The sequence below is a fragment of the Kitasatospora sp. NPDC001683 genome, from assembly GCF_053596495.1.
This window is the reverse complement of record NZ_JBSFGK010000018.1, coordinates 63,597-74,574: the sequence shown is the minus strand read 5'-3', so window position 1 is coordinate 74,574 and position 10,978 is coordinate 63,597. Positions and strand designations below refer to the sequence as shown.

The 10,978-nt window shown below is 72.4% G+C and carries 14 protein-coding genes; 9 read left to right on the top strand and 5 right to left on the bottom strand.

The annotated features are described in order from the left end of the window. The first annotated feature begins 83 nt into the window (after positions 1 to 83). The 6 genes from ACWCYO_RS12710 to ACWCYO_RS12685 all read left to right on the top strand — a co-directional run bounded on the left by ACWCYO_RS12710 (position 84) and on the right by ACWCYO_RS12685 (position 3,632). A complete protein-coding gene (locus ACWCYO_RS12710; protein WP_270142510.1) occupies positions 84 to 272 on the top strand; it encodes a hypothetical protein in 189 nt (62 codons plus the stop codon). A gap of 21 nt (positions 273 to 293) precedes the next feature. Then, on the top strand, positions 294 to 779 hold the full coding sequence (locus tag ACWCYO_RS12705) for a YbaK/EbsC family protein (RefSeq protein ID WP_270142509.1): 486 nt from the start codon (positions 294 to 296) through the stop codon (positions 777 to 779). A 172-nt stretch (positions 780 to 951) separates the two neighbouring features. After that, complete coding sequence (locus ACWCYO_RS12700) at positions 952 to 1,332, top strand: peptidoglycan-binding domain-containing protein (protein ID WP_449784244.1); 381 nt, start codon at positions 952 to 954, stop codon at positions 1,330 to 1,332. 62 nt (positions 1,333 to 1,394) lie between these two features. Further along, positions 1,395 to 2,306, top strand: coding sequence for a peptidoglycan-binding domain-containing protein (locus ACWCYO_RS12695; protein WP_270142507.1), 912 nt, complete (start codon positions 1,395 to 1,397; stop codon positions 2,304 to 2,306). 91 nt (positions 2,307 to 2,397) lie between these two features. After that, complete coding sequence (locus ACWCYO_RS12690) at positions 2,398 to 2,910, top strand: hypothetical protein (protein WP_449784243.1); 513 nt, start codon at positions 2,398 to 2,400, stop codon at positions 2,908 to 2,910. Positions 2,911 to 2,969: 59 nt separating this feature from the next. After that, the gene (locus ACWCYO_RS12685) at positions 2,970 to 3,632 is read left to right on the top strand and encodes a class I SAM-dependent methyltransferase (protein WP_449784242.1); all 663 of its coding nucleotides are present in this window, start codon (positions 2,970 to 2,972) and stop codon (positions 3,630 to 3,632) included. 211 nt (positions 3,633 to 3,843) lie between these two features. Here the strand turns inward: ACWCYO_RS12685 and ACWCYO_RS12680 are convergent, their stop codons facing one another. Next, a complete protein-coding gene (locus tag ACWCYO_RS12680) occupies positions 3,844 to 4,533 on the bottom strand; it encodes an alpha/beta fold hydrolase (protein ID WP_449784241.1) in 690 nt (229 codons plus the stop codon). A gap of 241 nt (positions 4,534 to 4,774) precedes the next feature. Between ACWCYO_RS12680 and ACWCYO_RS12675 the strand changes: the two genes are divergently transcribed. Next, on the top strand, positions 4,775 to 5,515 hold the full coding sequence (locus ACWCYO_RS12675; RefSeq protein ID WP_449784240.1) for a hypothetical protein: 741 nt from the start codon (positions 4,775 to 4,777) through the stop codon (positions 5,513 to 5,515). Between the two features lie 43 nt (positions 5,516 to 5,558). On the opposite strand, the gene ACWCYO_RS12670 is transcribed toward ACWCYO_RS12675, so the two are convergent. After that, positions 5,559 to 5,732 (bottom strand): hypothetical protein, encoded by a 174-nt coding sequence (locus ACWCYO_RS12670; RefSeq protein WP_449784239.1) that lies wholly within the window; start codon positions 5,730 to 5,732, stop codon positions 5,559 to 5,561. Between the two features lie 51 nt (positions 5,733 to 5,783). On the opposite strand from ACWCYO_RS12670, the gene ACWCYO_RS12665 reads away from it, so the two are divergent. Further along, positions 5,784 to 6,437 (top strand): LysE family translocator, encoded by a 654-nt coding sequence (locus ACWCYO_RS12665; RefSeq protein ID WP_449784238.1) that lies wholly within the window; start codon positions 5,784 to 5,786, stop codon positions 6,435 to 6,437. 104 nt (positions 6,438 to 6,541) lie between these two features. On the opposite strand, the gene ACWCYO_RS12660 is transcribed toward ACWCYO_RS12665, so the two are convergent. From ACWCYO_RS12660 to ACWCYO_RS12650, 3 genes are all read right to left on the bottom strand, one after another. Continuing rightward, entirely contained in the window at positions 6,542 to 7,492 is a 951-nt protein-coding gene (locus ACWCYO_RS12660; protein ID WP_449784237.1) for an SDR family NAD(P)-dependent oxidoreductase, read from the bottom strand. A 359-nt stretch (positions 7,493 to 7,851) separates the two neighbouring features. Continuing rightward, the gene (locus tag ACWCYO_RS12655) at positions 7,852 to 8,754 is read right to left on the bottom strand and encodes an aldo/keto reductase (RefSeq protein ID WP_270142498.1); all 903 of its coding nucleotides are present in this window, start codon (positions 8,752 to 8,754) and stop codon (positions 7,852 to 7,854) included. Next, entirely contained in the window at positions 8,751 to 9,644 is an 894-nt protein-coding gene (locus tag ACWCYO_RS12650; protein ID WP_270142496.1) for an NAD-dependent epimerase/dehydratase family protein, read from the bottom strand. The genes ACWCYO_RS12655 and ACWCYO_RS12650 overlap by 4 nt, the downstream gene beginning before the upstream one ends. 100 nt (positions 9,645 to 9,744) lie before the next feature. On the opposite strand from ACWCYO_RS12650, the gene ACWCYO_RS12645 reads away from it, so the two are divergent. After that, a complete protein-coding gene (locus ACWCYO_RS12645) occupies positions 9,745 to 10,794 on the top strand; it encodes a LysR family transcriptional regulator (protein ID WP_449784236.1) in 1,050 nt (349 codons plus the stop codon). Positions 10,795 to 10,978: the final 184 nt, after the last annotated feature.

Below are 10,978 nucleotides of genomic sequence, written 5' to 3'. Positions count from 1 at the left end.
TCCCTCAGCGGCCGAGCAGTCGCGCCCTCGGCGGCCCGGCGGCCCGGCGGCCGCGCCCTCAGCGGCCGAGCAGGCGTGCGCGGGTGGACTCCAGCTCCGCCGCCAGCACCGGGCCCGACGCGGTCGCGTACGTGGAGGCGCGGATCGGGGACCTCGTCGTCTGGGGAGCCGGGCGGGACGCCTCGATGCTGGGGGCGGGTGTCCGGGCGGTGCCGAGCGCGGCCGACCGCGTCGCGGGCCGGGCCGCCGCCGGGCGCGGAAAACCGTCTTGACGTGGAAGGCATGATGGGGCGATGAGTTCACCCCTTCCCGCACGAAGCATCGCGGTCGCCGAGGCGCTGGCGGCGGCCGGCGTCACCGGTGAGATCGTCGTCCTTCCCGACTCCGCCCGGACGGCCGCCGAGGCCGCCGCCGCCCTCGGCTGCGAGGTCGGGGCGATCGCCAACAGCCTGGTGTTCAGCTGCGACGGCGAACCGCTGCTGGTGATGACCAGCGGCGCCCACCGGGTCGACACCGCCTACCTGTCCGCACGGTTGGGCGTCGGCGAGATCACCCGAGCCTCCGCCGCCCAGGTCCGCGAGGCCACCGGCCAGGCCATCGGCGGCGTCGCCCCCACCGGCCACCCGGCGCCGCTGCGCACCGTCGTCGACACCGCGCTGGAGCAGTACCAGGTGCTGTGGGCGGCGGCCGGGCACCCGCACACCGTCGTGCCGATGTCGTACGAGGAACTGCTGCGGGTCACCGGCGGCGCGCCGAGCGCCGTCGTGCCGACCGGCTGACGCATCACACGAGGGGTCCGTCGTACGGCCCACCGCCCACGGGCGGTGGGCCGTCGCGCGTCCCCGGGACGGGGGAGGGACGGGGGACGCTGGAGGGACGACTCGCAGGGCTCCTAACGTCGGTACGGCAGCAGCCGGTCGCGGCCGGCGCATCTCACCTCAGGAGACCTCCATGCTCAAGTCATCGATGATCAAGCGCGCCGCAGTGGTGATGGCCTCCGCCGGGCTGGCGCTCGTCACCCTGAGCGGTACGGCCAGCGCCAACTCGACGGCCGGCGACATCTCCATGGGCGACACCGGAGTCGGCGTCAAGTGCGTCCAGATGGCGCTGAACGACTCGAACGTGAACGCCGGCCTCAAGGTCGACGGCATCTTCGGCCAGCACACCAAGGACGCCGTGATGCAGTTCCAGCGGACGAACAACGCCAAGTGGGGCTGGTCGCTCGACGTCGACGGCATCGTCGGCCACAACACCGGCTCCGCGCTGATGGAGATCATCGTCCACAACGAGCACGACTGGGGCAACACGTGCTGGGAGAACATGCCCTCCTGACGGCCCGGGCCCTTCCCCTTCCTTCCCCCCCCGCCCGTACTCAGTCCCAGTGAGGAACCGTCATGAAGCGCATCCCGGCCCTCGTCGCCGCGATGTTCGCCGCGCTGCTCGCGGCAGTGCTCGTCGCCCCCGCCGCCCAGGCGGCGAGCTGGCCCACCGTCCACAACGGTGACAGCGGCACCAACGTGACCACCGTCCAGTACCTGCTGAACGCCCACGGCGCCGGGCTGTCCGTGGACGGCGCCTTCGGTCCCGGTACCGAGGGCAAGGTGCGCAACTTCCAGCAGTCCGCCGGCCTGAACCCGGTCGACGGCATCGTCGGCCCCGACACCTGGTCCAAGCTGATCGTCACCGTCCGCAACGGCGACAACGGCGACGCCGTCAAGGCGCTCCAGGTCCAGCTGAACGCCCACGGCGCCGGGCTGTCCGTGGACGGTGCCTTCGGCCCCGGCACCGACGCCAAGGTGCGCAACTTCCAGCAGTCCGCCGGTCTGAACCCGGTCGACGGCATCGTCGGCCCGGCGACCTGGGGCGCCCTGCTCGGCGGTGGCGGCAGCACCGGTGGCTCCGGCAGCGACACCCTCAGCCAGTCGCAGGCCGCCGCGATGCTCTCGTCCGCCGGGATCACCTGGTCCTCCTCGGGCAACTGCTCCGACCGCAACAACAGCAGCTGCACCTCCTTCGACGGCATCCGCCGCGCCACGGTGGACGGCGCCATCAACCTCAAGCACGCCGTCGGGGGCTGCCCGCTGAACATCACCGGCGGCACCGAGACCGGCCACGCCGGCGGCACCTACAGCCACGGCAACGGCTACAAGATGGACTTCGCCATGATGAGCTGCCTCACCGACTACATCCACGGCACCTTCACCCACAGCGGCACCCGCGGCGACGGCGCCGACCTGTGGACCTCCTCCTCCGGCAACATCTACGCCAACGAGGGCAGCCACTGGGACGTCGTCTTCATGAACTGACGCCTGCGGCGCGTTCCATGGCGAGGGGCAGGGCCATCTGGTGGTCCTGCCCCTCGTGCTGTTCCGGTCGGGTCTGGGGGATACTGCCGGGATGCTGCTGACCTGGATCGCCGAACTGGCGGACGAGCCGCTGGCACTGGAACCGGCCGACCGGCCGATGGAGTGGCGGACCAACACCTGGTGGCTCGCCGCCGAGGCCGAGGACCGGCGGGCGCTCACGGTCGACGAGGTGGTCGCCGCCTTCGAGCGGACGGCCGCGCGGCTGCGGGAACAGGTCCGCGACCTGGCCTACCCGGGGACGGCGACCTTCTACGTCTGGCACGACGAGCAGGCCGGGCAGTTGAGGTGCTCCACCGCCTCGGTCGGCCCCGACGAGCTGCCGTTCGGCGGAGCGTACCGGCCGGTCGAGGACCTCCGCCCGATCGTGGCCGGCTTCCTGGCCGACGCCGAGCCCGGGGTCGTCCGGCTGTCGGACGTGTCGCTGGAGGAGCCGGCTTGGGAGGAGCCGGCTTGGGAGGAGCCGGTGCTCCCGCCGTTCCCGGTCTGGGTCCGCGCCGTGGGCGCGCCGGAGGCGCGCTGGAGGCGCGCTGGCCCAGGTTCCTGAGTAGTGCCGTGACCGGATGGGTCCACCGTGTCGTGAGGGGTGTCCGCTACAGTCCCCGGATGATGGAACTGGACTCCCTCCCCGCGACCCGCGAGGCCTACGACGCCGTCGCCGAGCGCTACGCCCAGCAGTTCACCGACTCCCTGCGCGACCGGCCGCTGGAGCGGGCCCTGCTCGCGGCGTTCGCCGAGTCGGTGCGCGCGGGCGGCGAGGGCGAGGTCGCGGACCTGGGGTGCGGGCCGGGGTATGTCACCGCTCATCTACGGGGGTTGGGGCTGGAGGCCTTCGGCGTCGACGCGTCGCCTGCGATGATCCGGCTGGCCCGGGAGGCCAACCCGGATCTGCGGTTCGAGGTGGGTTCGATGGCCGCGCTCGACATCGAGGACGGCGTGCTGGGCGGGGTGCTTTCGCGGTTCTCGATCATCCACACCCCGCCGCAGGAACTCCCGGCAGTGGTCGGGGAGTTCGCCCGGGTCCTGGCCCCCGGAGGCCAGTTGCTGATCAGCTGCTACGCCACCGACGACCCCGCGGTCCCGGCGCAGTCCTTCGACCACACGGTGGTGACGGCCTACCGCTGGTCGCCCGACCACCTGGCGGGGCTACTGCGCGACGTCGGCGTGACCGAGGTCGCCCGGGTGCTGTGCGAGCCGAAGCCCACCGACAGGCGGCAGTTCCAGGAGCTGCAATTGCTGGCCGCCAGGAACCACTGCCCTGACCAGTAGGTCCGTCACCCCCCCCGCCGACGGGATTGTCCATCCGGCGAACCTCATGGTCTCGGTAGTGCAGAACGTGGCGATGAGCTTTCCGGCTCAGACCTCGGGGGAACGCCCGCTTCCCACTTCGAGCTCAAGCACCGCCACCCCCCTGAAACGCCGAGGAGTGGGAAGTCGGCCAGGCCGACTTCCCACTCCTCGCACTCACCGCCCGCCGCACCTACAGCGCGGTGCGGTACGCCTCCAACCGCTCGGCCAGTTCCTTCGGGTGGCCGAGCATCGGCATGTGGTCGCCGGGCATCTCGTCCGGTTCGAAGCCGAGCCGCTCGGTGATCACCCGCCGCATGAACTCCGCAGGGAAGAACCGGTCGCCGGACGACAGCAGGGCCCTGGTCGGCACCTTCGGCCAGGCTGGCAGCGGCCATGCCGTACCGAACGGGGTTCCGGCTTGCCCGCGCTGATGGTTCGCCAGCAGTTCGGTCGCGAGCGGCTCCGGGGTGTCGTGCAGGTAGAAGGAGCGAGGATCCTCCTCCGTCCCCTCGGGAACGCCCCTGCGTCGGTCGGCCTCCTGCCGCGTCGGCCCGTACCCCGTGTTGTCCCACCACTCACCCGGTGTCTCACCCGGGGCCGGCACCTGGGCCTGGAGCATCACCAGCAGGTCCACCGGCACCCGGTCGCACACCAGTGGTCCGGTGAATCCACCGAACGAGTGGGCGACGACCACGAGTTCGGTCCGGTCGCCGATCGCCTCGACCACCGCGTCCGCGTACTCCGCGAGCCCGGCCGACTCGTCGTCGCACGGCAGGTCCGGCGCGACCACCTCATGGGCCCGGGAACGCAACTCGGCGGCCAGCGGGCCCCAGTACCACGCGTCGGCCGCCGCGCCGTGGATCAGTACGTACGTTGCCACCGTGCACTACCTCCGTCATCCGGGACTCAACGCTCGTCAGCGGCACTTCACCGTCCGCAACCTACTCGGAGGCAGTGACGCTCGCCGTGTCCCACTCGCGTCGGCGCGTCGAGTCCATCCGCGCGCCTGCGGGGCGAAGGCGGCGGTCTGCCCGGGTTTGCCCCCGGGGCCCGGGAGGCACTTCCCCTGTGGACGACGATGGGTGACGCGTCCCACTGGGAGGGACTGGGGGATCGGTACGATGGGCGCATGGCATGAGCAACTGCGGCCGTGGCTGAGGGCGTTGATCCTTGCCGCGGCGGTGGCAGGACTCGTCGGATGTTCGCTGTGGGTGGCCGAGGCGTACGACGATGTCGTCGCGTTCCGGTACGCGTCCGCCTGTGCGAGCGGGCCGGAAGACAACTGCGTCGCGAAGGTGACGGGGACGGTCATCGACAAGGAGACCGGCCAGTCGTGCACCTCGGACTCCAACACCTCCAGTTCCTGCACGACCTACTACCGGCTGCGGCTGCGCTACGGCGATCGCACGGAGGTGCGCGTCGTCAGCTCGGACACTTACGACGACGTGCAGCGCGGTGATCTCGCGGAGCTGGGCACCTGGCGCGACGCGGTGGTGAGCCTGACGGTGCGGGGGCACACCAGCACGTATGAGCCCCCGTCCGACGATTCCACGATGTGGCGGCTGCGGGCTGCCTGGCTGGTCCTGGGGGTGGCGGTGTGGGCCGTGGTGAGCGGGCGGCCGGCGCATCTGTTCGCGTTCCCCAACTTCGCATGGCTCTGGCTGGCCCTCCCGATCTCCTGGCTGGTGCACGGCGCGCTGCTCGGGGCGGGTGTCCTGGAGTGGATCTGGTCAACGGGGTTCGCCGTTTTCGGAGTCCTCTTCGCGTACGCGCTGTGGCGTGAGGGCGGCCGCACGCGGTGGTCGAAACGGTCGCGGCGACGCCGGCCAGGACTCGGGCTCAGACCATGGAGATCGAGATGATCCACATGGTCGAGCAGCATCCCCCGGCCGGGCGGCCGCCGTGTCATGCCTCGATCTGCTCGAAGATGTGCGGATACGACACGACGTCGTCGGGGGACTCGGCCATCATGCGCTGGAACTCCGTCTGGCCGAACGCCGTGGCGAGCGCCTCGGCCGACTCCCAGGCCGCGACGTTCATCAGAAGCTGACCGGCGGCATCAGCTCTGCTGATGTGCATTGAAGCAGGCCGCGTTGGACGTGATCGCGGCCCTGGCTTCAGGATGGCCGCATGACCGTTTCCTCCGCCATCGCCTCTTTCGCCGTCGTCGCCGGCATGCTGACCATCATGCCGGGGCTGGACACCGCCCTGGTGCTGCGCTCCGCCATCACCCTCGGCAGGCGGCGGGCGTTCGCGACGGCGTTGGGGATCCTCTGCGGAGTGCTCGTGTGGGGGGTGGCCGCCGCGGTCGGCGCCACGGCGGTGCTCACGGCCTCCCATCTGCTGTACGACGCGCTGCGCGTGGCCGGTGCCGGGTACCTGGCGTGGCTGGGGATCGGCATGGTCCGCCGGACGTTGAAGGAGCGCGGCCGGCCCACCGCGGGGGATGCGGACGGCGCGGCCGCAACCGCGAACACGGAGACGACGTGGGCGCGGTCCTGGGCCCGCGGGCTGGGCACCAGCCTGCTGAACCCGAAGAACGGCGTCTTCTACATGGCGATGCTGCCCCAGTTCATCCCTGCCGGCGCCCCGCACCTGCTGATGGGGGTCGTCCTGGCGGCCGTGCACGACCTGGAGGGCCTGATCTGGTTCAGCGCGCTGATATTCGGCACCCAGCTGGTCCGCCGATGGCTGAACCGTGCCTCGGTGCAGCGGGCCATCGACGCGATCACCGGCACGGTGCTGGTCGGCTTCGGCATCAAGCTGGCGCTCGCGGACAACTGACCACCGAGGTGGCTCGGCGGGCGGTCTGGCCGACTTCCCACGCCTGAGCCCGTGGCGGCGGGCAGGGGCCGGTTGTGGTGGCGCGGCGTTCTGCGGTGCCCGGACTATCCGAGGAGGGCGCCGGGGTCGACGCCGGTCAGGTCGCGGCTGGCGTCCCACAAGCCTGCCGCGAGGGTCGTGTCTGCGAGGTGGTTCCACATCGCTTCACGTCGGGGCTCGCCGCGCAGTCCGAAGGCACGCGGGCCCCACAGCTGGCCGCCGCGCACGGCCGGGTCGAGTACCGCCCGTACGGCGGGCCATGCGCCGGCGTGCTTGCCCTGGATGAGAAGGGCCGCAGGTGCCGCGCTCAGCCGCGCGGCGGTCGTCCGCACGTGGATCGGCGGCCGTGAAGGGGTGAGGGCGTCCAGCGCGCCGCCGGGGTGGACCACCACGCTCGCCACCGGGCTGCCGGCCGCGCGGAGGCGGCGGTCGAGTTCGAGGCCGAAGGACATCTGTGCCAGCTTGGAGCGCCCATAGGTGCGCTTGGGCCGGTAGTCCTTCCGGGACTGCAGGTCGTCCAGATCGAGGCGCTCGGACTTCGCCGCGAAACTGCCCATGGTCACGACGCGGGCCGCCGGAGCGGCCGACAACAGCGGCATCAGCCATCGGGTCAGCGCGAAGTGCCCGAGGTGGTTCGTGCCGAACATGAGCTCGTGACCGTCCACGGTCTCCTGACGCGGCGGGTCATCGAGCGCGACACCGGCGTTGTGGACCACCGCGTCGAGGCGTTCCACCCCCAGTGAGTCGGCGACCGTTGTCAGCGAGGAGAGGTCGGCGAGGTCCAGCCGGATGGCCCGCACCCGCGCGCCGGTGACACGCGCACGGATCGAAGCCATGGCCTCCCCGGCCTTCGCGGGGTTCCGGCTGCCGAGCACGACGGTCGCTCCGGTGGCCGCCAGCTGCTCCGCGACGAAGTACCCGATCCCGGCGTTGCCGCCGGTGACGAGGAAGACGCGGCCATCGGCGCGCGGCGGCCGGTGGACATTCCAGGGCGTGATGGAGGGGGCGGACGACACGGCGACGGAACTCTCTTGCTGGTGACGACGGCTGCGGCTGCCTGCGGGGCAGCTCGACGCCCACGGTTCCAGCGACCGCCTGCATGTCGCTCACGGATCACTGCCGATCCTGCCGGACGGCCGACATCCTGCCGACAGGGATTCCCCCACGCCCCTGAGGCTCCACGACACCTGTAGTTACTGCAGCTGTAGTCCCGCCGGCTCCTCCGGCGAGAGCGCGAGCCCGGCTGCTGTCGCCAGTTGCGGAGGCGGGCCGCCCGGGGTGCCGGGGATCGGGAGGGTGACCGCGGACTGCGCCAGGTGCCGGGCGAGGTGCACCTGCTGTGGGTCGGGGTGTTGAGTGTTCGTCGCGGCCGGTACTACAGGTGTAGTTCGGCCAGTTCCTCCGTCGACAGCGTGAGCTCGGCTGCCGCTGCCGAGTCGCGGATGGAGGTGGGTCGGCGGGCGCCGGGGATCGGGAGGGCGGCCGGGGACTGGGCCAGGTGCCAGGCGAGGCAGATCTGTTGCGGGCTGACGCCTCGGGTGCGGGCCAGGGCGTGGAAGGGGGTGTCCGTCGAGGGGGTGTCGCTGTCCGGGGCGTCGACGGCGCTGCGGGAGATGCCGCCGAGGGGGCTCCAGGGAAGGAAGGCGAGGCCGAGTTCGGTGCACAGGTCGAGGGTGTCGCGGGTGGCGGTGTGGGCGGGGGAGAAACGGTTCTGCACGGCGACCAGGCGCTCGCCGAGGATCTCCCGTGCGGCGCGGATCTGCTCGCCGTCGACGTTGGACAGTCCGACCATCCGGATTGTGCCCGCGTCGGCCAGGTCGCGCAGCGCGCCGACGGATTCGGCGAACGGGACGGCCGGGTCGGGCTTGTGCAGCTGGTAGAGGTCGATCGCCTCGACGCCGAGCCGGGTGGCCGAGGCCTGGGCGGCGCGGCGCAGGTGGCGCGGGTCGCCGCAGACCGTCCAGCTGCCGTCGCCGGGGCGGCCCCGGCCGCCCTTGGTCGCCACCAGGACGCCGTCCGCGCCGCCGTGAGCGGCCAACGCGCGGGCGATCAGGCGCTCGTTGTGGCCGACTTCGTCCGCGTGCCAGTGGTAGGAGTCGGCGGTGTCGATCAGCGTCACGCCCGCGTCGAGGGCGGCGTGGACGGTGGCGATCGCCTGTTCCTCGTCGGGCCTGCCCTCGACGGACAGCGGCATAGCGCCGAGGCCGATGGCGCTGACGGTGCGGCCACCGATCGTGCGGGTGGCGGCAGTTGCCCGAGTGGCCTGGTCGGGGGTCATGCGTGGGCCTCCTTGATGGCCTGGGGCAGCCAGTCGGTGACGGCGGAGAAGCGGAAGCCGAGACGGCCCGACCGGCCGGTGTCCATCGCGTAGCAGCGGTCGAAGGAGAACGGCGAGGGCTGCTGCCCGTCGTCTCCGACGACCAGCCGGGGCGAGGTGCCGGTCACCCGGCCCACGGCCGCGCACAACTCCTTTGCGTCCAGGGTTCCTTGGCTGGCCGCGTTGATCGGCCCGGTGAAGTCCGCCGTCGCGGCCCAGGACAGGAAGTGGGCGATCTCCGCCTCGTGGACGAAGGACGCGCGCTGTGGTGCGGCATGGACGGCGACCGGCAGGCCGCGTCCGATCCGCTCGACGTAGTGGGCCAGCCGTCCGGTGAAGTCGGCGCCGCCGAGGACGTGCGCCGTCCGGACGGTGGCGACGTCGAAGGACGCCTGCCGGGTGAGCAGTGCCTCCGCCTGGCGCTTGCCCTCGGCGTAGTGGTCCGCGACGAACTGCTGGTCACTCCAGGGGAGTCGCAGGTCCACCGGCTCCGCCGACAGGTCGAGCGCCGCCTCCGTGAGGGGCGGACCGCCGGGCCGGCCGAGGTGGGCGTAGACCTCGACGGTGGAGGTGAGCACGTAGCGCGGGGTGCGGTCGGCGAACACCCGGGCGGCGATCGCGGCCTGGACGGGCGTGTAGCAGACCTGGTCGATGACGGCGTCGAAGCGCCGGTCGGCGAGCACGGTGCGCAGGGCGGCCTCGTCGTCGCGGTCGGCGCGCAGGTGGGTCACGCCGTGCGGGGCGGGGGACGAGCCGCGGTTGACGACGGTCACCGTCCCGCCCGCGTCCCGGAGTTCCTCGACCAGCCGCCTGCCGAAGTAGCGGCTCCCGCCGATCACGCACACGTCCATGCCCTCGATCCCTTCTCATCGCTTTCGACGGGGGCCAGACTGCCGTGGATCGGCGATCAGCAGTAGTGTCGAGCTGACGGGATCGTCATTAGGAGAACTGTTGATCGACGTCCAGCGACTGGCCGTGCTGCGGGAGGTTTCCCGCCGTGGCAGCTTCAACCAGGCGGCCCTGGCGCTGCACTGCACCCCCTCGGCCGTCTCCCAGCAGGTCGCCGCGCTGGAACGCGGCCTCGGCGCGCCCGTCGTGGAGCGCTCCACCCGAGGGGTCACGCTCACCGACGCGGGTCGGCTGCTGGTGGAGGCCGCCGACGCGATCGCCGCCGAACTCACCGACACCCAGCAGCGCATCGCCCGGCTGACCGCCGAGCGGACCGCCCTGACCGTCGCCACCTTCGCCAGCGGCGGACGACGACTGCTGCCCGCGGCGCTCGCCGGCTTCGCCGCCGACCATCCGGGGGTGGAGCTGACCATCCTGGAGGCGGAACCGGAGGAGAGTCTGCCCGCCGTCCGCGAGGGACGGGCCGACCTCGCCCTCGCCTACCACTTCGAGGGCCCGCCGCCCGCCCGCCCCGGCGACCGGTCCGGGCTGGACTGGACGAAGCTCGGCGAGGACCCGCTGCGGGTCGTGCTGCCGCGCCTCCACCCCGCCGCCGCCCGCTACCGGGACCGGCCCGAGGCGCCACACCTGGTCGAACTCGCCGACCAGCGCTGGATCCTGGGCTGCCACAAGTCCGCCGGCCAGCTCGCCCGGTACGCCGACCTGGCCGGCGTCGACCTGCGGATCTGCTGCACGGCGACGGACTACGACTTCGCCCAGTCGCTGGTCCATGCCGGGATCGGCATCGCGCTGATCCCCGAGATCGGCCTGGCCCGGGACCCGGAGCTGGTCGCCCTGCCGCTGGCCGGCCCCAGCCCGCGCCGCCACCTGGGACTGGCCCTCGCCCGCCGCCGGCGTGGCCAGGTCGCGCGCCTGGCCGAGGAATTGGCGTGCCGTCTGGTCGCGGAAGCGGGAGCAGGAGCGGGAGCGGGAGCAGGAGCAGGAGCAGGTACCGGAGGTACCGGAGGAGCGGGAGGAACCGGAGGCGCGGGCCGGGCGGAAGGAGAGGCGGAGGCGCCCGGCAGGACCCCGGCGGGTGCCGTACGGCGGTGAGCAACTCGATGCCTCCCGGGTGGTACCCGGTCCCCGCTGCGGGCGGCACTTCCTCCGAGGACCCGACCGCACCGGACCGGGCCGTGCTCGAGCAGATCCTCAGCGGGATCAAGTAGGGGCTCCGGACGTCCGCGACCTCGTGGTCCGGCCTCGACGGGCCGGGCTGCGGGGCGGAGCCGTGGAT

Coding starts and splice junctions, on each gene's coding strand:
- ACWCYO_RS12705 (WP_270142509.1), top strand. CDS start 294: ATGAGTTCACCCCTTCCCGCACGAAGCATCGCGGTCGCCGAGGCGCTG.
- ACWCYO_RS12700 (WP_449784244.1), top strand. CDS start 952: ATGCTCAAGTCATCGATGATCAAGCGCGCCGCAGTGGTGATGGCCTCC.
- ACWCYO_RS12695 (WP_270142507.1), top strand. CDS start 1,395: ATGAAGCGCATCCCGGCCCTCGTCGCCGCGATGTTCGCCGCGCTGCTC.
- ACWCYO_RS12690 (WP_449784243.1), top strand. CDS start 2,398: ATGCTGCTGACCTGGATCGCCGAACTGGCGGACGAGCCGCTGGCACTG.
- ACWCYO_RS12685 (WP_449784242.1), top strand. CDS start 2,970: ATGATGGAACTGGACTCCCTCCCCGCGACCCGCGAGGCCTACGACGCC.
- ACWCYO_RS12675 (WP_449784240.1), top strand. CDS start 4,775: ATGGGCGCATGGCATGAGCAACTGCGGCCGTGGCTGAGGGCGTTGATC.
- ACWCYO_RS12670 (WP_449784239.1), bottom strand. CDS start 5,732: ATGCACATCAGCAGAGCTGATGCCGCCGGTCAGCTTCTGATGAACGTC.
- ACWCYO_RS12665 (WP_449784238.1), top strand. CDS start 5,784: ATGACCGTTTCCTCCGCCATCGCCTCTTTCGCCGTCGTCGCCGGCATG.
- ACWCYO_RS12655 (WP_270142498.1), bottom strand. CDS start 8,754: ATGACCCCCGACCAGGCCACTCGGGCAACTGCCGCCACCCGCACGATC.
- ACWCYO_RS12650 (WP_270142496.1), bottom strand. CDS start 9,644: ATGGACGTGTGCGTGATCGGCGGGAGCCGCTACTTCGGCAGGCGGCTG.